The organism is Microbispora sp. NPDC049125, from assembly GCF_040802045.1.
Classification (GTDB): Bacteria; Actinomycetota; Actinomycetes; order Streptosporangiales; family Streptosporangiaceae; genus Microbispora.
The window spans coordinates 17,529-40,730 of the sequence record NZ_JBEZDW010000023.1; the positions used below are offsets into that span (position 1 = coordinate 17,529).

At 71.3% G+C, this 23,202-nt stretch carries 16 protein-coding genes and 1 pseudogene; 8 read left to right on the forward strand and 9 right to left on the reverse strand.

Features of this window, described 5'->3' with window-relative positions; translation table 11 throughout:
* Positions 1–84 precede the first annotated feature (84 nt).
* Complete coding sequence (locus tag AB0B72_RS24705; RefSeq protein WP_367741296.1) at positions 85–564, forward strand: nuclear transport factor 2 family protein; 480 nt, start codon at positions 85–87, stop codon at positions 562–564.
* Positions 561–773 (forward strand): heavy-metal-associated domain-containing protein, encoded by a 213-nt coding sequence (locus AB0B72_RS24710; RefSeq protein WP_367741297.1) that lies wholly within the window; start codon positions 561–563, stop codon positions 771–773. Before AB0B72_RS24705 ends, AB0B72_RS24710 begins: the two co-directional genes overlap by 4 nt.
* A 117-nt stretch (positions 774–890) precedes the next feature.
* Here the strand turns inward: AB0B72_RS24710 and AB0B72_RS24715 are convergent.
* Positions 891–3,215, reverse strand: a pseudogene (locus AB0B72_RS24715) (phosphoketolase); the annotation flags it as partial.
* A 77-nt stretch (positions 3,216–3,292) separates the two neighbouring features.
* On the opposite strand from AB0B72_RS24715, the gene AB0B72_RS24720 reads away from it, so the two are divergent.
* Positions 3,293–3,934: a response regulator gene (locus tag AB0B72_RS24720; RefSeq protein ID WP_367741298.1), complete on the forward strand. Its 642-nt coding sequence runs from the start codon at positions 3,293–3,295 to the stop codon at positions 3,932–3,934.
* 91 nt (positions 3,935–4,025) lie between these two features.
* On the opposite strand, the gene AB0B72_RS24725 is transcribed toward AB0B72_RS24720, so the two are convergent.
* From AB0B72_RS24725 to gap, 7 genes are all read right to left on the reverse strand, one after another.
* Positions 4,026–5,711: a GAF domain-containing sensor histidine kinase gene (locus tag AB0B72_RS24725; RefSeq protein WP_367741299.1), complete on the reverse strand. Its 1,686-nt coding sequence runs from the start codon at positions 5,709–5,711 to the stop codon at positions 4,026–4,028.
* 68 nt (positions 5,712–5,779) lie between these two features.
* Positions 5,780–6,748, reverse strand: coding sequence for a hypothetical protein (locus AB0B72_RS24730; RefSeq protein ID WP_367741300.1), 969 nt, complete (start codon positions 6,746–6,748; stop codon positions 5,780–5,782).
* A gap of 32 nt (positions 6,749–6,780) precedes the next feature.
* Positions 6,781–7,776: a cytochrome d ubiquinol oxidase subunit II gene (gene cydB, locus AB0B72_RS24735; protein WP_367741301.1), complete on the reverse strand. Its 996-nt coding sequence runs from the start codon at positions 7,774–7,776 to the stop codon at positions 6,781–6,783.
* 12 nt (positions 7,777–7,788) lie between these two features.
* Positions 7,789–9,174 (reverse strand): cytochrome ubiquinol oxidase subunit I, encoded by a 1,386-nt coding sequence (locus AB0B72_RS24740; RefSeq protein WP_367741302.1) that lies wholly within the window; start codon positions 9,172–9,174, stop codon positions 7,789–7,791.
* Positions 9,175–9,402: 228 nt separating this feature from the next.
* Positions 9,403–10,071, reverse strand: a complete 669-nt coding sequence (locus tag AB0B72_RS24745; RefSeq protein ID WP_367741303.1) for a CBS domain-containing protein — start codon at positions 10,069–10,071, stop codon at positions 9,403–9,405.
* Between the two features lie 17 nt (positions 10,072–10,088).
* On the reverse strand, positions 10,089–10,946 hold the full coding sequence (locus AB0B72_RS24750; protein ID WP_367741304.1) for a universal stress protein: 858 nt from the start codon (positions 10,944–10,946) through the stop codon (positions 10,089–10,091).
* A gap of 208 nt (positions 10,947–11,154) precedes the next feature.
* On the reverse strand, positions 11,155–12,147 hold the full coding sequence (gap, locus tag AB0B72_RS24755) for a type I glyceraldehyde-3-phosphate dehydrogenase (protein ID WP_367741389.1): 993 nt from the start codon (positions 12,145–12,147) through the stop codon (positions 11,155–11,157).
* A 306-nt stretch (positions 12,148–12,453) separates the two neighbouring features.
* Here gap and pflB point away from each other — a divergent pair, with 306 nt between their 5' ends.
* Together pflB and pflA are read left to right on the forward strand one after the other, a co-directional pair.
* On the forward strand, positions 12,454–14,688 hold the full coding sequence (gene pflB, locus AB0B72_RS24760; protein ID WP_367741390.1) for a formate C-acetyltransferase: 2,235 nt from the start codon (positions 12,454–12,456) through the stop codon (positions 14,686–14,688).
* The gene (pflA, locus tag AB0B72_RS24765) at positions 14,688–15,479 is read left to right on the forward strand and encodes a pyruvate formate-lyase-activating protein (protein ID WP_367741305.1); all 792 of its coding nucleotides are present in this window, start codon (positions 14,688–14,690) and stop codon (positions 15,477–15,479) included. Before pflB ends, pflA begins: the two co-directional genes overlap by 1 nt.
* Before the next feature lie 519 nt (positions 15,480–15,998).
* Here the strand turns inward: pflA and AB0B72_RS24770 are convergent.
* Positions 15,999–17,003, reverse strand: coding sequence for a nitroreductase/quinone reductase family protein (locus AB0B72_RS24770; protein WP_367741306.1), 1,005 nt, complete (start codon positions 17,001–17,003; stop codon positions 15,999–16,001).
* Between the two features lie 165 nt (positions 17,004–17,168).
* On the opposite strand from AB0B72_RS24770, the gene adhE reads away from it, so the two are divergent.
* Genes adhE through AB0B72_RS24785 form a run of 3 tightly spaced genes read left to right on the forward strand, consistent with a single transcriptional unit; the run spans position 17,169 to position 23,054 of the window.
* The gene (gene adhE, locus AB0B72_RS24775) at positions 17,169–19,730 is read left to right on the forward strand and encodes a bifunctional acetaldehyde-CoA/alcohol dehydrogenase (RefSeq protein ID WP_367741307.1); all 2,562 of its coding nucleotides are present in this window, start codon (positions 17,169–17,171) and stop codon (positions 19,728–19,730) included.
* Between the two features lie 5 nt (positions 19,731–19,735).
* Positions 19,736–22,348 carry a pyruvate, phosphate dikinase gene (gene ppdK / locus AB0B72_RS24780; protein WP_367741308.1) on the forward strand — a complete coding sequence of 871 codons (2,613 nt, stop codon included), beginning with the start codon at positions 19,736–19,738 and terminating at the stop codon, positions 22,346–22,348.
* A gap of 13 nt (positions 22,349–22,361) precedes the next feature.
* A complete protein-coding gene (locus AB0B72_RS24785; RefSeq protein WP_367741309.1) occupies positions 22,362–23,054 on the forward strand; it encodes a CBS domain-containing protein in 693 nt (230 codons plus the stop codon).
* Positions 23,055–23,202 lie beyond the last annotated feature (148 nt).

Genomic DNA, 23,202 nt, shown 5'->3' on the forward strand with positions numbered 1-23,202 from the left:
TTACATCTTGCCAAACTTATTGGGGCGACTATATCTTACAGCCCGTAAAGCTTCGCGCAGAAACCGCAGCCAGACGGGGGTAGCGTGCACGCACTCGACGGCATCGACCCAGAGCAGTTCATAGCCGGCTTCTTCACCTCCTTCATGAACGACCTGGTGCGCGGCGGCGAGGACGTGGCGGTCGTCGTCGACCGCTACCACACACCCGACATCGTCCAGATCGCCGACGGCTCCCGGATGGACCGGGCCAGGCTCATCGCACACGCCCGTCCGGCACGCAAGCATCAGATCAGCGCTCGCTGGGAGGTGCACGAGGCGATAGCCGACGGGGACCGGATCGCCGCCCGCTACACCCTGCACTTCCAGAACCGGAAGCGGGAAGGCCGTACGGAGGTGTGCTTCTTCGGGCGGTTCGCCGACGACGGGCGGATGCGCCAGGCGCACATGCTCACCCGGTTGGTACCGGTCAAGGCCGGGGACGCCGCCGACGCGGAGGCGGGCGTCCAGGCCGGCTCCGGGCAGCCGGCGACGGAGACGTCCGGCCTTGGGCAGGCGCCGTCATGACTGTGAGGACCTACACCGTGATCGGGATGGCCTGCGGACACTGCGCGGGCTTCGTCACCCAGGAGCTCGAACGCATCTCGGGCGTCACCGCCGTGGCGGTGGACATCGAACGCGACTCTGTCACGGTGACCAGCGAACGGAGCCTCGACATCGCCGAAGTACGCGCCGCGATCGAGGAAACCGGTTATGAACTGGCCGAGAGCCCGTAAGCCCGTGAGCCCGTGAGCGGTCGTGGACGGGACGCGGCGGATCGCCGCCGTGCCCGGCCGGCGACCGAGCGGCCTGGGCCCCGGTGAGGCAGGCCCAGGTCCGCTCCGGGAGCGTGGTCATCGGCTCCAGGTCCAGTCGCGGATCTCCGGCAGGTCCTCGCCGTGGTCGCGGGTGTACGCGCGGGCCCGCAGCCGGGCGTCGGACATCCGCTGGCGCAGGTGGGCGGCGCCGACGGCCAGGCCGGGGACGCGGTCGACGACGTCCATGACCAGGTGGTAGCGGTCGATGTCGTTCAGCATGGCCATGTCGAACGGGGTGGTCGTGGTGCCCTCCTCCTTGTAGCCGCGCACGTGGATGTTGTGGTGGCCGGTGCGGCGGTACGTCAGGCGGTGGATCAGCCACGGGTAGCCGTGGAAGTTGAAGATGACGGGCTTGTCGGTGGTGAACAGGGCGTCGAACTCGGCGTCCGGCATGCCGTGGGGGTGCTCGGAGGGCGGCTGGAGGCGCATCAGGTCGACGACGTTGACGACGCGGACCTTCAGCTCGGGCAGGTGCTCGCGGAGCAGGGCCGCGGCGGCGAGCGTCTCCAGGGTGGGGACGTCGCCGGCGCAGGCCAGGACCACGTCGGGCTCGCCGCCCTGGTCGTTGGAGGCCCAGTCGATGATGCCCAGGCCCCGGGTGCAGTGGGTGACGGCCTCGTCGATGGTGAACAGGTCGGCGACGGGCTGCTTGCCGGCGACGATGACGTTGACGTAGTCGCGGGAGCGCAGGCAGTGGTCGCCGACCGACAGCAGGGTGTTGGCGTCCGGCGGCAGGTAGACCCGTACGACGGAGGCCTTCTTGTTGACCACCACGTCCAGGAAGCCCGGGTCCTGGTGGCTGAAGCCGTTGTGGTCCTGCCGCCACACGTGCGAGGACAGCAGGTAGTTCAGCGAGGCGATCGGCCGCCGCCAGGCGATGTCGCGGGTGGTGTCGAGCCACTTGGCGTGCTGGTTGAACATGGCGTCGATGATGTGGATGAACGCCTCGTAGCAGTTGAACAGGCCGTGGCGCCCGGTCAGCAGGTAGCCCTCCAGCCAGCCCTGGCACAGGTGCTCGCTCAGCACCTCCATCACGCGGCCGCCGCGCGCGAGGTGCTGGTCGGTGGGCAGGATCTCGGCGTTCCAGGCGCGGTCGGTGACGTCGAAGACGGCCGAGAGGCGGTTGGAGTCGGTCTCGTCCGGGCCCATGATCCGGAAGTTGTGCTCGTTGGCGGCCATCACGTCGCGCAGGAAGCGGCCGAGCACGCGGGTGGGCTCGGTGAGGGCCGTCCCGGGTGCGGGCACGTCGACGGCGTACGCGCGGAAGTCGGGCAGGATGAGCGGGCGCAGCAGTCCGCCGCCGTTGGCGTGCGGGTTCGCGCTCATGCGCAGGTCGCCGCCGGGGACCGTCTGCAGGATCTCCGGCACGGGACGGCCCGCCTCGTCGAACAGCTCCTCGGGACGGTAGGAGCGCATCCACTGCTCCAGCATCTCCCGGTGGCCGGCGTTCTCGCGGACGTTCGCCAGCGGCACCTGGTGGGAGCGCCATGTGCCCTCGACAGGCAGCCCGTCGACCTCCTTGGGCCCGGTCCATCCCTTGGGCGTGCGCAGCACCAGCATCGGCAGCCGGTCGGTCTCACCGCGCTTGTAGGCGGCGATCTCGTCGAAGATCGCGTCCAGCGTCTCCGCCATGAGCGGGTGCATGACCGCCGGGTCGTCGCCTCCGACGATGTACGGGCGGTAGCCGTACCCCTCCATCAGCTTGACGAGGTCGGCCTCGGGGATGCGGGACAGGACCGTCGGGTTGGCGATCTTGTAACCGTTGAGGTGCAGGATCGGCAGCACGACGCCGTCGCGCTCGCGGTCCAGGAACTTGTTCGAGTGCCAGCTCGCGGCCAGTGGCCCGGTCTCCGCCTCGCCGTCGCCGATGACGCAGGCCACCACCAGGCCGGGGTTGTCGAACGCCGCGCCGTAGGCGTGGGCCAGGGAGTAGCCGAGCTCGCCGCCCTCGTGGATGGAACCGGGCGTCTCCGGGGCGACGTGACTGGGGATGCCGCCGGGGAAGGAGAACTGGCGGAACAGGCGTCGCATGCCCGGGGCGTCCTGCGACACGTCCGGGTAGGTCTCGCTGTAGGAGCCCTCCAGCCACGCGTGCGCCACGGCGGCCGGTCCGCCGTGTCCCGGGCCGGCGATGTAGATCATGTCCTGGCCTCGTTCGCCGATGACCCGGTTCAGATGCGCGAAGCAGAAGTTCAGGCCTGGCGTGGTGCCCCAGTGGCCGAGCAGGCGGGGCTTGATGTGCTCCGGCTCCAGGGGCTCGGTCAGCAGCGGGTTGTCCAGCAGGTAGATCTGGCCGACGGCGAGGTAGTTGGCGGCGCGCCAGTAGGCGTCGACTCTCTCCAAGGTGTCCATGTCTCGAGTGTTGCCGCGTGACTGGAGCTTCGATAGGGACCTTGGTCCCTATCGAAGCGGGTCGAAGGAGGCCTACCTTCAAGAGCATGATTCGCGTTTTCCTCCTCGACGACCATGAGGTTGTCCGGCGCGGCGTCGCGGCCCTCCTGGACTCCGAAGACGACATCGACGTCATCGGCGAGGCCGGGACCGCCGAATCGGCGATCGCCCGCATCCCGGCTCTGCGGCCCGACGTCGCGGTGCTGGACGTACGGCTGCCCGACGGCGACGGCGTCCAGGTCTGCCGCGAGGTCCGCAGCCGGGTGCCGGGGCTGGCCTGCCTGATGCTGACCTCGTTCGCCGACGACGACGCCCTGTTCCAGGCCGTCATGGCGGGCGCCTCCGGCTACGTGCTCAAGCAGATCCACGGCTCCGACCTGATCGGCGCCGTCCGCACCGTGGCCGCCGGGCAGTCGCTGCTGGATCCGCAGACCACGGCCACCATGCTGCAGCGGCTGCGGGACCAGGCCGCGTACAAGGATCCGCTGGCCGCGCTGACCGACCAGGAGCGGCACATCCTCGAACTGATCGGCGAGGGCCTGACCAACCGGGAGATCGGCACGCGCATGTTCCTGGCGGAGAAGACCGTCAAGAACTACGTCTCCAGCCTGCTGAGCAAGCTGAGCATGCACCGGCGCACCCAGGCCGCCGCGTTCGCGGCCCGCTTGAAGGCGGAACGGCACGATTGAGGTGACCCTCGCCCCTGAGCCCGTGGCGCCGGCCCGCGTTTCGCCGTGGTGAAAGCCGTGGTGAAGGCCGATCGGGTCTCCGGCCGCCGCGTCACCTGACCGGGACGCTCCAGCACAGGCGCGTCCCGCCCCCGTCGGCCGGCTCCGCCGCGAAGGTCCCGCCGAGCTGGGCCGCACGCTCTCGCAGGTTCTGCAGCCCGCTGCGGCGGCCGTCGGCGGGAATCCCGATCCCGTCGTCCCGTACGACGAGTGTGAGCACGCCGCCCGTGACCTCGGCGGACACGTCCACCTTGGACGCCTTCGCGTGCCGGACCACGTTGGACATGGCCTCCCGCAGCACGGCGAGGAAGTGATCCGCCACCGGCGCCGGCACGTCGTTGTCGAGCTGCCCCTCCATCCGCAGCCCCGGCATGAAGCCCAGGTGCCCGCGCGCGCTCTCGACCAGTTCGACGACGCGTGCCCGCAGACCGGAGTCGGTGCCGCGCTCGGGCGACTGCAAGGCGAAGATCGTGGAACGGATCTGGCGGATCGTCTCGTCGAGCTCGTCGATCGCGTGCCGCACCCGTGTGGCGGCCTCCGGCCGGTCGATCAGCTTCACCGTGCTCATCAGCGTCATCGCCGTGGCGAACAGGCGCTGGATGACGACGTCGTGCAGATCCTTGGCGATGCGGTCACGGTCCTCCAGCAGACCGAGGCGCTCGGCGTCCTGACGGGCCTCGGCCAGCTCCAGGGCGATCGCGGCCTGGTCGGCGAACGCGTGCAGCATGCGCAGCATCGACGGTGTGAAGGGCAGCCGGCCGGACCGTTTGCCCAGCACGACGACGCCCCGCACCGCGCCGGCCTTGCCCAGCGGCACGGCCGCTCCGGGTCCGACGGGAATGTCGTCGTCGGCCAGGCCGCTGGCGCTCAGATCGCTGACCAGTTGCGACTCCCCGCTGAGGTACGCCCGTCCGGACATCGACCCCGCCATGGCGAACTCCACGCCCTCCAGGTGGTCGTCGCCCTCGGTGATCATGACGCGGAGCGAGGCGCCGTCCTCGGTGGGGAAGAGCAGCGCGGTCACGTCGGCGTCGGCCATCTCGCGGACGCGGCGGGCCACCTGGCTGAGCACCGCCTGAGGGCCGGCGCCCGACAGCAGGCTGGTCGTGACCTCGGACGACGCCTGAAGCCAGATCTCCCGGCGGCGGGTGTCCTCGTACAGGCGGGCGTTCTCGATGGCGACGCCGGCGGCGGTGGCCAGCGCGGTGACGACGGCCTGGTCCTCCTCGTCGAACTCCGCTCCCCCGCGCTTCTCCGTCAGGTAGAGGTTGCCGAACACCTCGTCGCGTACGCGCAGGGGCACGCCAAGGAACGACCCCATCGGCGGGTGACCCGGGGGGAACCCGTAGGAGGCGGGGTGGTCGGCGATCCGGGCCAGCCGCAACGGGCGCGGTTCCTTGATCAGCAGTCCGAGGAGCCCCAGCCCGTGAGGCCAGTGCTCGATCCGCTCGATCTCCTCCTCGCTGAGCCCCACGGGGATGAACTCGAGCAGCGTGTTCTCCTCGCCGATGACGCCGAGCGCGCCGTAGCTGGCGTCGACGAGCCGGGTCGCGGACTCCACGATGCGCCGCAGCACCGTCTCCAGCTCCAGGTCGCTGCCGATGAGGACGACCGCCTCCAGCAACGTGTGCACGCGGTCACGCGTGGCGAGAACGGCGTTCAGGCGCCCTTGGAGCTCCGCGAGCAGCTCGTCCAGCCGCATGCTAGGGATCAGCGGATGCGGCTCGTCCATGGTCATGGCCACATTGTGCACCAAGATACCGAAACGCCCCCCGTGGAGTGCTTCCACGCCGATCCAGGGGCTGATCACCGCCTGTCCAGGACCTCGGAGATCGGGCGGCGTACGGCGGCCGCCTCGGTCAGCGGATAGCCCAGCCGCATGATCATCTGTGGGTGCTCGCCGGAGCACACCTCCTGGCGGATGAAGGCGCGCAGATGCCCGTGTTCGAGGGCCTGGGTGTGGAAGGCGGCCCCGACGCCGTGGGCCGAGGCGTACAGCAGAGCCCGTTGCAGGGCCTGGCCGGCGACGATCCAGTCGCCCGGCTCGTCGCCGGGCGTCGTGAGCAGGGCGACGCGGCCGGTCGAAGTGGCCGCGCGCTGGTCGTCGTGGCTGCCCCAGGCGTGGCCGTGGGCGTAGTCGCGCTGGCTGAAATGCGGGTACGTCCGGCGGGGCGCGCTGGGGTAGGCATGGGGGGCGACGCCGTCCGAGTGGCGCGTGCCGGGCGGGCGGCTCCAGCGGGCGAGCTCCAGGCTGAGGGCGCGGTCCTGCTCCTGGACCTCCTCGGCCGCCGCCGTGAGCGCGGCCAGGACGCGGACCACGGGCTCGGAGCCCACGAACGTGAGCCGTGCCCCTTCCTGTTCGGCCTGCCTGACCAGCGCGTCCAGCAGCGGGCCGGGAATCGGCAGATGCGCGAAACCGGCGCGGTGAGTGCGGCGGCGGACGATCTCGGCGTGCAACAGCCGCGTGCGCTCGTCCGGCTCGCACGGCTCGCCCTCCCGGACCGTGGCGAGGACCACCGGCCGGTCCGGGTCGGGCAGCACGCGGACCACGGCCTCCCGGCCGAGGGCGCGCAGCGCGATCCTCATGTTGAACAGGGCTGCGCCGCAACTCAGCATCAGTTCCCGTCCGCGGGGATCGGAGACGCGCAGCCGCCGGCCGGTGTCGGCACGCAGCCGTATCTCCTCGTCCTCGATGACGAAGGACCAGGGCTGCGTGTTGTGGAGGGACGGCGCCCACACGGCGGCCTGGACCACGGACTGCAGTCGGTTCGTCATGAGCTCAGTCCAGCATCGCCCGGCGGCGGAGGTCAGGGACCAACGACCCGATCTGAGGGGCCGGTGGTAAGGCGCTTGCGGAACACCCAGTACGTCCACCCCTGATAGAGCAGCACCACGGGCGTGAAGATCGCGGCCACCCAGGTCATGACCGTCAACGTGTACGGTGTCGAGCTGGCGTTGTGCACCGTGAGGCTGTTGGCGGGATCGAGGGCCGGCATCACGTTCGGCCACAGGTCCCCGAACAGCGTCGCCGTGACCGCGACGATCGCCAGCGCGTTGGCGGTGAACGCCCAGCCGTCCCTGCCGCGTTCCATGGCGATCAGCGCGCCCGCGATGCCGGCGGCGGCGACGGCCGCGGCCGCCCAGGTGACGGGCTTGCCCGTGCCGAGCTGGGTGATCAGCAGGAACGCGCCGCCGACGAGGAGGGCGAGCATGCCGACCTGGCGGCCCAGCCGCGTCGCCGTCGCCCGCAGCTCCCCCGTGGTGCGCAGGGCGAGGAAGACCGCCCCGTGGAAGGTGAACAGTGTGAGCGTCGCCGCGCCGCCGAGCAGGGCGTACGGGCTGAGAAGGGTGAACAGGTCCCCGGTGAACTCGTGCGCGGCGTTGAGCGGCACGCCGTGGACGATGTCGGCGAACGCGACCCCCCAGAGGAACGCGGGAGCGAGAGAGCCCCAGAAGAAGGCCCGGTCCCAGCCCCGCGTGCTGTCGCTCTTGTTGCGGTACTCCAGGGCGACGCCGCGCGCGATCAGCGCGAGCAGGATGAGGAACAGCGGCAGGTAGAAGCCGCTGAACAGGGTGGCGTACCACTCGGGGAAGGCGGCGAACGTCGCGCCGCCGGCCACCAGCAGCCACACCTCGTTGCCGTCCCAGACGGGTCCGATCGACGCGACGACGAGCCGCCGCTCGGACTCGTCGCGGGCGAGGAACGGCAGCAGAACGCCGACGCCGAAGTCGAAGCCCTCAAGGACGAAGTAGCCGGTCCACAGGACCGCGATGAGCACGAACCAGACGGTCGTGAGTTCCATGGGTACGGGTCCTTAGTACGAGAGGGCGGGAAGCGGCTCGGCGGGGGCGGCGCCGGACTCGGGGCCGGGACCCAGGCGGATGAACTTCAGCAGCAGCCGGACCTCGACGGCCGCCAGCACGGCGTACACGAGGGTGAAGCCGGTCAGGCTGATCGCGACCTCGGCGACGTCGGCTCCCGGGGAGACGGCGGCGGCGGTGCGCATGATCCCGAAGACGGTCCACGGCTGGCGGCCCATCTCGGTGAAGATCCAGCCGAGCGAGTTGGCCAGGAACGGCAGGCCGATGCCGAGGACGGCGACCCGGGTGAACCACCGGCTCCGGGGCAGCCGCCCGCGGCGGGTGAGCCACAGCCCGGCCAGCGCCAGCAGCCCGGCCAGGGCCCCGAACCCGATCATGAGGCGGAACGACCAGTAGGCGAGACCGATGACGGGACGGTAGTCGCCGGGGCCGTACCGGGCCTGGTAGCGGGCCTGGACGTCGTTGATCCCCTCGACCTCGCCGTCCAGGGAGTTGGTGGCCAGCAGGCTCAGTCCGTCGGGGACCTGGAGGTTCACGCTGTTGCGGCCGTTCTCGACGTCGCCGACGGCGAACAGGGAGAAGCCGGCGGACGTCTCGTCCTCCCACAGGGCCTCGGCGGCGGCCATCTTCATCGGCTGCTGCTCGGTCATGATCTGGGCCTGCCAGTGGCCGGACAGGGCGACGCCCACGGCCGCGACGAGGCTGACGACCATGGCCAGCCGGGCCGAGGTGCGGAAGAGGGCGGTGTCCGTCTTCCGGGCGAGCTGCCAGACGCTGATTCCGGCGACGAACGCGCCCGCGGTGACGAACGCGCCGAAGATCACATGGGGGAACGTGACGAGCGTCGTGGAGTTGGTGAGCACCGCCCAGATGTCGGTCAGCTCGGCCCGCTTGGTGACGGGGTTGAGACGGTAGCCGACGGGATGCTGCATCCAGGAGTTGGCGGCCAGGATGAAGTACGCCGAGACGGCGGTGCCGATCGAGGCCGCCCAGATGGTGGCCAGGTGGATCCGCGGCGGCAGCCGGTCCCAGCCGAAGATCCACAGTCCGAGGAACGTGGACTCCATGAAGAAGGCGATCAGCCCCTCCATGGCGAGCGGGGCGCCGAAGACGTCGCCGACGAAGCGGGAGTAGGCGCTCCAGTTCATCCCGAACTGGAACTCCTGGACGATGCCCGTCACCACGCCCATCGCGAAGTTGATCAGGAAGAGCTTGCCCCAGAAGCGGGTCATCCGCAGATAGGCTGGGTTCTGGGTGCGGTGCCAGGCCGTCTGCATGCCCGCCACGAGGAGCGACAGCCCGATCGTCAGCGGCACGAAGAGGAAGTGGTAGACGGTCGTGATGCCGAACTGCCATCGCGACAGGTCCAGGACGTCCACGGAAACTCCAAGTCATAGAGGGACTTCCGGCAGCGTCGCCCATCGGCCGGGGCCGTCCGTAGAGCCGGGCGGCCCGTTCGATCGGGACCTTGGTCCTCCTCGCCGCGGGCCCCCGGGCGGCGCCACCCGCGCGGCGACCCGGCCGCGGAGCGTGCGAAGGAGGCGCCTGAGCACACGACGAGGCCGGCCCGACGAGCACCGTCGGGCCGGCCTCGCGCGTCGTCCGCGTCAGTAGACCGGGGGGTAGACGGCCGCCTCCCCGCGCGGGCGGGTCTCGACCTCCGGTACGACGGCCACGACGCCGTCCACCCGGCGCACGGCCCGGACCAGCCGTTCGACGTCATCGGCCATCGCCTCTCCGGTGATCGTGACCACACCGCCCACGACGTCGAACGCCAGGGCGCCGGGATCGAGCCCCAGCTGGTCGCGGACGAGAGCGACGATCTCGTCGTGCAGCTCGCCGAGCGGCCGCTCGAACACCCGCAGCACGTCGGACTGGTGAAGGGTGCCGCAGACCCGCCCCGTGACCGGATCGATCACAGGGAGCTGCTTCACATGGCTGGCGTGCATCTTCTCGGCGGCGTCGCGTACCGGTGTGCCGGGGGTGACGACGATGGCCGGCGAGGTCATCAGGTCCCCGGCGGTGACGGCGGCCGACTTACGGCGTTCTGTCCGCCGTTCCCTGGTCAGCGGCAGCAGGCCGCCCCGGGCGGTCCCGATCTCCTTGAGGAGCAGGTCGTCCTCGGACACGATGCCCACCGGGCGCCGGTCGCGGTCGATGACCGTGACCGCCCCGACGGCGAACCTGCGGAGGGTCGACACGATCTCCGCGAAACTCGCGTCCTCGTGGACGGCGATCGCGACATGCCCCATCACGTGCCTGACTTCCATGGACATGGCTTGCTCCTTCGAGCTCAGGTCCTGCCGCGCACGACCGCGACAGGGCAGTGGGCGTGGTGCAGCACTCCGCGGCTGACGGAGCCGATGACGGCGGAGCCGAGGGCGCCGCGGCCGTGCGAGCCGACGACGAGGAGATCCGCGCCGGACGAGGCGTCGACGAGGGCTTCGACCGCGTGCGCGCACCGCACGTCCTCGATGACCTTGACGTCGGGATACTCCTCGCGCCATTCGCCGAGCAGCCCGGCCGCCACCGCGTGCTGCGCGGTGCGGATCTCGTCCATGTCGTAGGGGATCTCGGGCGCGTAGACGTGCACGGGCATCTGCCACGCGTGCAGGGCCCGCATCGAGCTCGCGCGCCGCCGGGCCTGCTCGAAGGCGTAGGCGAGCGCGGGCCGGCACGCGGGCGAGTCGTCGAGACCGACCACGATTTCACCGCGGGCCGGCTCGGGCAGGTGCCGCACCACGACCACCGGTCCAGGGGCGTGACCCGCCACGTGCATGCTGACCGACCCGACGACGGCTCCGGCGAAGCCGCCCATGCCCCGGGTTCCGAGCACGAGCTCGGCCGCCTCTCCGGCCTGTTGGCACAGCGCACGGGCGGGCCTGCCCTCGAGGATCGCCGTCGTGACGGCCACCCCCGGATTGCGGTCCAGCGCCGTCTCCCGCCCCTTCTGCAGGATCCGGGCGGCCGTGCGCGCGAGATGATCGCCGAGGCCGGGATCGGGGAACTTCGTGATCTCGTACGGGAACCGGTCCACCACGTGGACGATGCGCAGGGGTGCGCGGACGCGCACCGCGTCGTCGACCGCCCATTCGACGGCCGCCAGTGAGGCCGGGGAGCCGTCGACGGCGACGACGATGACATCCTTCATGACTCCTCCTTCGTCTCCTCCATGGCACCGCGCGCCGGCCCGGAGCCCCAGGGCCGAAGGTCCCAGCACGCCGGGCCCATCGGACGTGTCCGGCGGCAGAGCGGCGCGGACGACGCGGCGGAGCCGCTGGGACGACACGGCGGAGCCGCGGGGACGACACGGCGGAGCCCGGCGGGCGCCGGGCCGCCCGCCGGGCCGTTGTGCGCGGCTAGCGTTCGGCGGCGATGCGGGCGGCCATCTCCGTGAGACGGGAGGCGTACCCCCACTCGTTGTCGTACCAGCCGAAGACCTTCACGAGCGTGCCGTCGACCTGCGTCAGGGGCGAGTCGAAGACACAGGACGCGGGGTCGCCGACGACGTCGCTGGAGACCAGGGGCGCGGTGCTGTAGCGCAGCACGCCCGCCATGCGGCTCTGTCCCGCCTCGGCGAAGGCGTGGTTGACCTCCTCGACGCTGGTCTGGCGGGCGACGACGGCCGACAGGTCGGTCAGCGACCCGTCGGCCACGGGGACGCGCAGCGCGATGCCGTCGAGCCGGCCGCTCAGTTCGGGCATGACCTCGCCGACCATGCGCGCCGCCCCGGTGGTCGTCGGGACGATGTTCACGGCCGCCGAACGCGCGCGGCGCGGGTCCTTGTGCGGCGCGTCGAGCAGCCGCTGGTCCCCCGTGTACGCGTGAACGGTCGTCATGAAGCCCTTCACCAGGCCGAACGACTCATGGAGGACCTTGACCATGGGGGCGACGCAGTTCGTCGTGCAGGACGCCATCGAGATGATCTGGTGCAGCCCGGGGCTGTAGGCGGCGTCGTTGACGCCGGGGACGACGGTGACGTCCATCCCCTTGCCGGGCGCGCTGACGAGGACCTTGCGGGCCCCGTTCTTCAGGTGGATCTCGGCGTCGGCGCGGGTGCGGAAGCGGCCGGTCGCCTCGATCACGAGGTCCACGCCGTACGCCTCCCAGTCGATGCCGGCGGGCTCGGGGTGGCCGGTGACGGGGATGCGCCGGCCGTCGACGATCAGCGCGCCCGGCGCGACCTCGACGGGCTTGTCGTAGGTTCCGTACGTCGAGTCGTGCTTCAGCAGGTGGGCCAGCGCCTCCGGGTCGGCGAGGTCGTTGATCGCGACCACGTCGAGCCCCTGCGCCAGGCCGGCCCGGAGCACCGCGCGGCCGATCCGCCCGAACCCGTTGATACCGATCTTCATCATGATTCCTCCCAGACCGTCGCTGACCCGATCGTCCGGCGCGGCGGGCGGCGGCCGTAGGGGCGAACAGGCACGGCAGAGGGGGACTTCCGGCCCTCGTCGTCATCGCCGCCGTCATGAGCCGATGAAGTGACGGAGTCCCCCGTGATGCCGGTCCGCGACGTCATGAGCGGTCTCCGCGGAAGGACCTTCGTCCCACTGATCGGTGACCTCCGCTCCCTGTGGAACACACGCCCCGGGGCCAGGGTGGCCTCAGAGGCCGATAGGAGGGGGTTTCCGATGACGGTCACCATGGATCGCGAGCACATGGCCCCGATCACCGCGTGGCACGGTTTCCGCGGGACCGGGTGGCGTGCGGACATCGACGTCCGGGCGTTCATCCAGGCCAACTACACGCCGTACACCGGCGACGAGACGTTCCTCGCCGGGCCGACCGAGCGGACCCGGGCCGTCTGGGACGCGATCGCCGCCCTCCTGCCGCGGGAGCGCGAGCGCGGCGTGTACGACGTGGACACCTCGACGCCCTCGTCGATCACCGCGCACGCCCCCGGGTACATCGACCGGGACCGGGAGCTGATCGTCGGCCTGCAGACCGACGCGCCGCTCAAGCGGGCGATCATGCCGCAGGGCGGGCTGCGCATGGTCGCCAGCGGCCTGGCCGCCTACGGCTACACGCTCGACCCGCTGGTGAAGGAGATCTTCACCAAGCACCGCAAGACCCACAACGACGGCGTCTTCGACGCCTACACCCCCGAGATCCGCGCCGCCCGCCGCTCGGGGGTCGTCACCGGCCTGCCCGACGCCTACGGCCGCGGCCGCATCGTCGGCGACTACCGCCGCGTCGCCCTGTACGGGATCACCCGCCTCGTCGACGCCAAGAAGGACGAGCTGCACGGCCTGGACGACGCCTTCGCGAGCGACGCGGTGATCCGCGACCGGGAGGAGCTGAGCGAGCAGATCCGCGCCCTGGGCGAGCTGCGCCAGATGGCCGCCGCCTACGGGTACGACGTCTCCCGCCCGGCGGCCACCGCCCGCGAGGCCGTCCAGTGGACGTATTTCGCCTACCTGGCCGCGGTCAAGGAGCAGAACGGCGCCGCGATGTCGCTGGGCCGCACCTCGACCTTCCTCGACATCTACATCCAGCGCGACCTCGCCGAAGGGCTGCTCACCGAGGAGCAGGCCCAGGAGCTGATCGACGACTTCGTGATCAAGCTGCGGATCGTGCGGTTCCTGCGCACCCCCGAATACGACCAGCTGTTCTCCGGCGACCCCACCTGGGTGACCGAGTCGATCGGCGGCATCGGCGCCGACGGCAGGCCGCTGGTGACCCGCACGAGCTTCCGCTACCTGCAGACGCTGCGCAATCTGGGCCCCGCGCCGGAGCCGAACCTGACCGTGTTCTGGTCGCCGCGGCTGCCCGAGCCGTTCAAACGGTTCTGCGCCGCCCTGTCGATCGAGACGAGCTCCATCCAGTACGAGAGCGACGACCTGATGCGCCCGGCCTACGGCGACGACACCGCCATCGCCTGCTGCGTGTCGGCCGCCCCCGTCGGCAGGCAGATGCAGTTCTTCGGCGCCCGCGTCAACCTCGCCAAGACGCTGCTGTACGCCGTCAACGGCGGCCGCGACGAGATGACCGGCGAGCAGGTCGCCCCCGCGGTCCCGGCGCTGGAGGGCGACTACCTGTCCTACGACGAGGTCGCCCCCGCCTTCGACCGGATGATGGACTGGCTGGCCCGCACATACGTGAACGCGCTGAACGTCATCCACTACATGCACGACAAGTACGCCTACGAGCGCGTCGAGATGGCGCTGCACAGCTACCCGGTCAAACGCACCCTGGCGTGCGGCATCGCCGGTCTGTCCGTGGCCGCCGACAGCCTGTCGGCCATCAAGCACGCACGTGTGCGCGTCATCCGCGACGCGTCCGGGCTGGCGGTCGACTACGTGGTCGAGGGCGACTACCCCGCGTTCGGCAACAACGACGACCGCGTGGACGCCATCGCCGTCGAACTGGTGCGCTCGTTCATGGCCAAGGTGCGCGAGCACCCGTCGTACCGGGACGCCGAGCACACCCAGTCGGTCCTGACGATCACCTCGAACGTCGTGTACGGCAAGCACACCGGCAACACCCCCGACGGCCGCCGCGCCGGCGAGCCGTTCGCCCCCGGCGCCAACCCCATGAACGGCCGCGACCGCCACGGCATGATCGCCTCGGCGCTGTCGGTCGCCAAGCTGCCGTACGCCGAGGCGCGCGACGGCATCTCCCTGACCAACACGGTGACACCCGAAGGACTCGGCCGCACCTCGACCGAACGGATCACCAACCTCGTCGGCGTGCTGGACGGGTACATCGACGCGGGCGGCTTCCACATGAACGTCAACGTCCTCACCCGCGCCGTCCTCCTGGACGCGATGGAGCACCCGGAGAACTACCCGCAGCTGACGATCCGCGTGTCCGGCTACGCGGTGAACTTCGTCCGCCTGACGCGGGAACAGCAGCAGGACGTCGTCGACCGCACCTTCCACGGCTCCCTGTGATGGACGCCAGGGAGGCCACCCTGGCCGAGGCGGCGGGCGAACTGCGCCCGCCGCCTCCCCCGGCCGGGACCGGCGTGATCAGCTCCTGGGACCTGTCGGTCGGCGTGGACGGCCCCGGCACCCGCTTCGTGGTCTTCACCGGCGGATGCGCGCTGCGCTGCCTGTACTGCCAGAACCCCGAGACATGGCGCATGCGCGACGGCCGCCGCGTGACCGTCGAGGAGGTGATGGCCGAAGTCGGCAAGTACCGCCGCTTCATCACCGTCGCCGGCGGCGGCGTCACCGTCAGCGGCGGCGAACCACTCCTCCAGCACCGCTTCACCGCCGGCCTGCTGCGACGCAGCCGCGAGCTGGGCCTGCACACCGCGCTGGACACATCCGGCTACCTGGGTGACCGCGCCTCCGACGCCCTCCTGGCCGACACCGACCTCGTCCTGCTGGACATCAAGTCCGCCGACCCGGACGGCTACCGCGCCCTCACCGGCGTCGACCTCGAACCGACGCTGCGCTTCGCCCGCCGCCTGTCGGAACTCGGGCGGCCGGCGTGGATCCGCTTCGTGCTCGTCCCCGGCCTGACGGACGCCCCGGACGACGTCGACGCCCTCGCCCGGTTCGTCGCCACGCTGGGGAACGTCGAACACGTGGACGTCCTGCCGTTCCACCGGATGGCGGCGGAGAAGTACCACAAGCTCGGGCTGGAGTTCCCGCTCGCCGACGTGCCCGCTCCCGACGCGGCACTGCTCGAAAGGGTCCACGCGCAGCTCCGCGCGCACGGCCTCCGTTCCATCTAGGTGAGCCGCCATTGATCGCGGCCACAGCGTCGCACTTCGTCGGTGAGCGCTCCTCCGATGCCGTGATCACCGGCGTCATCGTCGCGGCCGAGCGGCGGGAGTTCGTCGTGCACGATCGGGAACGGCCGGCGACAGCTGGTTCGTCGAACGGGAACCACCGGTTACGCCACCTTCCGCTGCTCCTGCGGCCACCGCGTCCACGACCGAACGGACGAGACCGCACGCAAGGCCCGCGACGACACCAAGCTCACCGACCAGCTCCAGGGATGGGGCACACTCCTGGCCACCTGCGTCGCGGTCGCCGGCCTCGTCGTCACCATCAGGGCCGCGAAGCGTGAACGCGAGCAGGGTGTCGTGCAGCGCCAGCAGGACCGCGAGGACGCCGACCGCCGCCTCGCCGAGGAACGTCAGGCCGCCACCGAGAACCTTCAGCGACAGCTCGACGCCCAGCGCGAGCGGGACCGCCGAGACTTCCTCATCGAGCAGCTGCAGCGGGCAGTGAAGGTGTCAGGGCTGCATTCAGGCCGCGTGGACGGGCGCGCGGTCTTCGTGTTCCGAGGCCGCCAGCCTCGTGAACGCCAGCCCGGTGAGCGCCGCCACGGTCACGGCCATGGCGCCGCCGCCCAGTACGCCGATCGCGGAGATCAGCCAGCCCGGCCGGCCTTCCCGCCACAGCGGCGTCGTCACCGCCAGGAAGACTCCCAGCGCCGTCAGCCACGCGCCCGCCGTCGCCGCGACCCACCACCCCGAACGCGGCAGCCGGCCGGCCAGCACCCGCCATTGCAGCCCGCCCATGGCGGTCAGCAGAGCGACACCCAGCACGATGAGCCCGAGCGGCGGCAGATCGAGGAACCGGTCGCCCAAGACGACGGGGACGGCTCCGATCGTCCACGAGATCGCGGCTCCTCCGGCCGTGGCCCGCACCCACGCCGTCGTGGGCACCCAGGGCAACGCCGACCGCAGCGCGTACGCCTGGGCGAGGCCCAGGATCGTCCCCTCCGCCACACCCGCGGCCACGATGGCCAGTGCCTGCAGCAGTGCCGATCCCGCCGACGCGACCGACGCGGCCACCACGGCGGGGATCGCGAAGCCCGCCAGCTCGCCCAGCGTGACCACCGTGAACCAGCGCCGCCACAGGCCACCGGGTGCCGGACGCGGCTCGGCGCGGCCGACGACCATCGTGACGGCCACGCCGTCGTCCAGGAAGCGCGCCGGCGGCTGCCCGATCTGGGTAAGTGCGGCCCGCACCGCCCCGGCGTCCGGGGACGCCGAGCCGTAGGCCTCGTGGACGCGCCCCCGCAGGACCACCCGCACGGAGGTGCCGCCGACGAGGTTGCGCCACCACAGCCGCTCGCGCCTGCTGACGATCGTGAGGACGTCGCCGTCCTCGGCGTACTGGACGGGAACGGCGATGGTGCGGCCGGTACGGCGGCCGGTGATCAGCAGCAGGGCCACTCCCCGGGACAGCAGATCGTGCAGCGGGGACAGCAGCAACCAGCGCACCACGGCGTTGACGACGCGCATCGGAGGCCTCCTTCGTCGGGCGCCTCAACCGTCGCAATCCCGCCGGAGACCCGGCATGTGCCGAAGGTCCTACGGGGTGGGGGCTTTGGGCTCCGGCGCCGTCCTCCGCTGATCGAAATGCTGGACGCGACGGCAGGACACGACACGCGCCCGAGGTGAGCGGCAATGATCGACCTACTGGTGGGAAACGCACTCAAGGCTCTGGACGAGTACGCGAGCTTCACGCAGGAGGGGATCGACCACATCGTCAAGAAGGCGTCCGTGGCGGCCCTGGACGAGCACGCCGAGCTGGCCGAGCTGGCGGTCCGTGAGACCGGGCGCGGCGTGTTCGAGGACAAGGCGGTCAAGAACATCTTCGCCTGCGAGCACGTGACCAACAGCATGGCGGAGCTGAAGACGGTCGGGGTGATCGGCCGCGACGACATCAGCGGCATCGTGGAGATCGCCGAACCGGTCGGCGTGATCGCCGGGATCACCCCGGTCACCAACCCGACCTCGACCACCGTCTTCAAGGCGCTGATCGCGCTGAAGACGCGCAACCCGATCATCTTCGCCTTCCACCCGGCCGCGCAGGAGTGCAGCGCCGCCGCCGCGCGGGCCGTACAGGACGCGGCGGTCGCGGCGGGCGCGCCCGAGCACTGCGTGCAGTGGATCACCGAGCCGTCGCTGGAGGCGACCACCGCGCTGATGCGCCACGACGGCGTCGCCACCATCCTGGCCACCGGCGGCAACGGCATGGTCCGGGCCGCCTACTCGGCGGGCAAGCCCGCTCTGGGAGTCGGCGCGGGCAACGTGCCCGCCTACATCGAGAGCAGCGCCGACCTGCCGCGCGCGGTCAACGACGTCGTGCTGAGCAAGGCCTTCGACAACGGCATGGTGTGCGCCAGCGAGCAAGCGGTGATCATCGACGCCTCCCTGTACGAGGACGCCCTGGCGGAGTTCGCCCGCCTGCACGCCCACCGGGCGACGCCCGAGGAGAAGCGCAAGCTGGAGGAGCTGCTGTTCCCCGGCGGCGTGCTGAACCCGGACGTCGTCGGCAGGCCCGCCGCGTGGATCGCCGAGCAGGCCGGCTTCACGGTCCCGGACGGCACCTCGATCATCCTGGCCGAGGCCGGCGGGGTCGGCCCGGCCGAGCCGCTGACCCGGGAGAAGCTCTGCCCGGTGCTCGCCGTGCTCAGGGCGGACAGCCGCGAGGAGGGCATCGTGCTGGCCGAGCGGATGGTCGAGTTCGGCGGGCTCGGCCACAGCGCCGCGATCCACACCCGCGACGAGCTGCTCGCCGAGGAGTTCGGACAGCGGGTCAAGGCGGTGCGGATCATCTGGAACGCACCCTCCTCGCAGGGCGGCATCGGCGACATGTACAACGCGTTCATCCCGTCGCTGACGCTCGGCTGCGGCAGCTACGGCCGCAACTCCGTCTCGCACAACGTGTCGGCGATCGACCTGCTCAACATCAAGCGGATCGGGCGGCGCACCAACAACCTCCAGTGGTTCAAGGTGCCGGCCAAGATCTACTTCGAGCCGCACGCCATCCGCTACCTCGCCGACATGCCGGACGTGCACCGCGTCACCGTGGTGACCGACGCCACCATGACCCGCCTGGGCTACGTCGACCAGATCATCACCGTCCTGCAACGCCGTCCGGAACGCGTCGCGCTGCAGATCATCGACGACGTCGAGCCCGAGCCGAGCGTCGCCACCGTCGACCGGGGCGCCGAGCTGATGCGCGCCTTCAAACCCGACACCGTCATCGCCCTGGGCGGCGGATCGGCCATGGACGCCGCCAAGGTCATGTGGCTGCGCTACGAGCACCCCGAGGTCGTCTTCGCCGACATGCGGCAGAAGTTCTTCGACATCCGCAAGCGCGCCTTCAAGTTCCCGCCGCTCGGCGCCCTGGCCCGCCTGGTCTGCGTGCCGACCACGTCGGGCACCGGCGCCGAGGTCACCCCGTTCGCCGTCATCACCGACACCGCGACCGGCAAGAAGTACCCCCTCGCCGACTACGCGCTCACCCCGACCGTCGCGATCATCGACCCGGTCCTGGCGGCCGGCCTGCCGCCGGTCGTCACCGCCGACAGCGGCTTCGACGCCCTCACCCACGCCATCGAGGCGTACGTGTCGGTCTACGCCAGCGACTTCACCGACGGGCTCGCGCTGCACGCCGTCAAGCTCATCTTCGCCAACCTGGAGCGGGCCGTACAGTACGGCGCCGCCGACCCGCGGGCGCGCGAGCACATGCACAACGCCGGCACCATCGCCGGCATGGCGTTCGGCAACGCCTTCCTCGGCATCGTCCACGCCATGTCGCACACCCTCGGCGCGACCTTCCACGTGGCGCACGGGCGGACCAACGCCGTCCTTCTCCCCCATGTCATCCGCTACAACGGCACGGTCCCGGCCAAACCGACCGGATGGCCCAAATACGAAAGCTACCGGGCCCCCGAGCGGTTCGCCGAGATCGCCCACGCGATCGGCATCGACGGCGGCGCCGACGAGCTCGCCGCCGCCGTCGAACGCCTGCGGGACGCCGTCGGCATCGAGCCGTCGTTCCAGGCGCTCGGCGTCGACGAGGAGGAGTTCCTCGCCCAGCTCCCCCGACAGGCGCGCAACGCCTACGAGGACCAGTGCGCCCCCGCCAACCCCCGGATGCCGATGCTCGGCGACATGCGTGAGCTCATGCGCGCCGCCTACTACGGCCTCCCAAGCGCCTCTCCCAGTGAGGAGTAACCGACATGACCTACGTCTACGACTTCGCCGACGGCGGCAAGGACCTGAAGGACCTGCTCGGCGGCAAGGGGGCCAACCTGGCCGAGATGACCCGCATGGGCCTGCCCGTCCCGCCGGGATTCACGATCACCACCGAGGCCTGCCGCGCCTACCTCAAGCTGAACGAGATCCCCGACGGCCTGCTGTCCGAGATCGGCGACCACCTGCGGCGCGTGGAGGAGACCATGGGCCGCCGGCTCGGCGACCCCGGTGACCCGCTGCTGCTGTCGGTCCGCTCCGGCGGCAAGTTCTCCATGCCCGGGATGATGGAGACGATCCTCGACATCGGCCTCAACGACACCACCGTCATCGGCCTGGCCGCCGCCTCCGGCGACGAACGGTTCGCCTGGGACTGCTACCGCAGGCTCATCTCGATGTACGGCTCCACCGTCGCCGGCATCGCGCACGACCTGTTCGAGCGGGCGCTGACCGCGCATCGTGACGCGGCCGGGGTTCGAACCGACCCGGAGCTCGGCGCGGCCGATCTGCGGGCGATCGTGCGCGACCACAAGCTGATCTACCAGGACCAGACGGGCACGCCGTTCCCCCAGGACCCGCGTGAGCAGCTCGAAGGCGCCGTCCTGGCCGTCTTCCGGTCCTGGAACACCGAACGCGCGGGCGTCTACCGCCGTGCCGAGCACATCCCCGACGACCTCGGCACCGCGGTGAACGTCATGGCCATGGTTTACGGCAACCGCGGCCCCTCGTCCGGGACGGGTGTCGCCTTCACCCGCGACCCGGCCACCGGCGCCCGCGGCGTCTACGGCGACTACCTGCCGAACGCCCAGGGTGAGGACGTCGTCGCCGGCATCCGCGACACGCTGCCGCTCCAGGAGCTGGCGACGCTGGACCCGCGCTCGTTCAAGCGGCTCACCGCTGCGATGGGAATGCTGGAGGCCCGTTACCGCGACCTGTGCGACATCGAGTTCACCATCGAAGAGGGCACGCTCTGGATGCTCCAGACCCGCGTCGGCAAGCGCACCGCCGCCGCGGCCTTCACCATCGCCGTCCAGCTCGTCGACGAGGGCGTGATCAGCCTCAACGAGGCCCTTCGCCGCGTCGACGGCAACCGGCTGGCCCAGCTGATGTTCCCCCGCTTCGACCTGACCGGCGCCCCCCGGCCCCTGGTCACCGGGGTCCCCGCCTCCCCCGGCGCGGCCTGCGGCCGGGCCGTCTTCGACTCCCGCCGCGCCGCCGAGGCCCGCGACCCCGTCATCCTCGTGCGCCGCGAGACCAACCCCGACGACCTGCCCGGCATGCTCGCCGCGCGCGGCATCGTCACCAGCCACGGCGGCAAGACCTCCCACGCCGCCGTCGTCGCCCGCGGCATGGGCCGCACCTGCGTATGCGGCGCACCCATCGAGGTCGATGAGGAACGGCGCGAATTCCGCGCCGGCGACGTCGTGGTCCGCGAAGGCGACCTCGTCTCCGTCGACGGCACCACCGGACGGGTCTACGCGGGCGAGCTGCCCGTGCGCCCCTCCCCCGTCGTCCAGTACTTCGAAGGCGAGCTCGACGCCGCCTCGGGACCCCTCGTCGCCGCGGTGCACCGCCTGATCTCGCACGCGGACGCCCTGCGCCGCCTCGACGTGCTCGCCAACGCCGACACCCCCGGCGACGCCGCCCGCGCCCGCCGCTTCGGCGCCGCCGGAATCGGGCTGTGCCGCACCGAGCACATGTTCCTCGGCGAGCGGCGCGCCCTCATCGAGCGGCTCATCGTCGCCGAGGGAGACGACGAGGTGCGCGCGGCGCTGGACGCGCTGCTGCCGCTCCAGCGGGCCGACTTCACCCGCATCCTGGCCGAGATGGACGGCCGGCCGGTGACCATACGGCTCATCGACCCGCCGCTGCACGAGTTCCTCCCCGCGCTGGAGGACCTGCTCGGCGCGACGGGCGAGCACGACCGGCGGCTCCTGGCCGCGGTGCGCCGCCTGCGCGAGAGCAACCCGATGCTCGGCCTGCGTGGCGTGCGCCTCGGGCTGCTGGTCCCCGGCCTGTTCGCGATGCAGGTCCGCGCCATCGCCGAGGCCGCGGCCGAACGCGCCGCCGCCGGCGGCGACCCCCGGCCAGAGATCATGGTGCCGCTGGTCGGCGACGTCCGCGAGCTGGCCGCCGTGAAGGCGGAAGCCGTACGGGTCCTGCGGGACGTCCATCGAGGCGTGCCCGTCGGAACGATGATCGAGGTGCCCCGCGCGGCGCTGACCGCCGCGGACATCGCCGCCGAGGCCGACTTCTTCTCCTTCGGCACCAACGACCTGACGCAGATGACGTGGGGCTTCTCCCGTGACGACGTCGAAGGATCCGTCTTCCCCGCCTATCTGCGGCTGGGAATCTTCGACGAGTCGCCGTTCGAGACGCTCGACCGGCGCGGCGTCGGACGCCTGGTGCGCCTGGCCGTCGACGAGGGCCGGCAGGCCCGGCCCGGCCTGCGGATCGGCGTCTGCGGCGAGCACGGAGGCGACCCCGCCTCCGTCCGGTTCTTCCACGACGCGGGACTCGACTACGTGTCCTGCTCCCCCTACCGAGTGCCGGTGGCCCGCCTTGAGGCGGGCCGGGCGGCGTTGTCGGCCGACGCGTGACAAGGAGAAGACCATGCGCGTGAACGTGAGAGACGTCATGACCCGCGAGGTGACGGCCGTGCCCGCCACGATGCCGTTCAAGGAGGTGGCCCGCACGCTCGTCGACAACAAGATCAGCGCGGTGCCCGTCCTGGACGCCGAGGGCCGCGTCGCCGGGGTGATCTCGGAGGCGGACCTGCTGCGCAAGGAGGAGTTCCGCGACCTGTACTACCGCGAGTGCTACGAGTCGCCCAGCCGCACCCGCGCCGACCGCACCACGGGATACGACGCCCGCCGCAAGGCCGAGGCGACGACGGCAGGCGACCTCATGACGACTCCCGCCGCCACCGTGCGCGCCGGCGTCTCCGTGGTTCGCGCCGTGCGCGTCATGGACGAGCAGAACGTCAAACGGCTCCTCGTCCTCGACGACGACGGCCGTCCGGCCGGCATCGTCAGCCGCGGCGACCTGCTCCGCGTGTTCGTCAGGGACGACGACGACATCGTCACCGAGGTCATGGACGAGGTGCTGAAGCCGGCCAGGTGGATCACCACCGACCGCCTGACCGTCACCGTGGCCGATGGCGTCGTCACCCTCGCCGGGCGCACGCCGAACCGCAGCGAGGCGGAGCTGGCCGTCCGCATGACCCAGCGGGTGAACGGCGTGGTGAAGGTCGTCGACGAGCTCGGCTGGGACGAGGACGACCTGCCGGCGTGGCAGGCCCACTGACCCATGGCGAAAGCGGGCGGGGCCGCCGGGCCCCGCCCGCTGCGGGGCCGGCTTCACGACGCCCCGGAGACGCCCCGGAGACGCCCCGGAACAGGAACGCCGGAACAGGAACGCCGGGAGACCCACTGCGAGGTCTCCCGGCGTCACC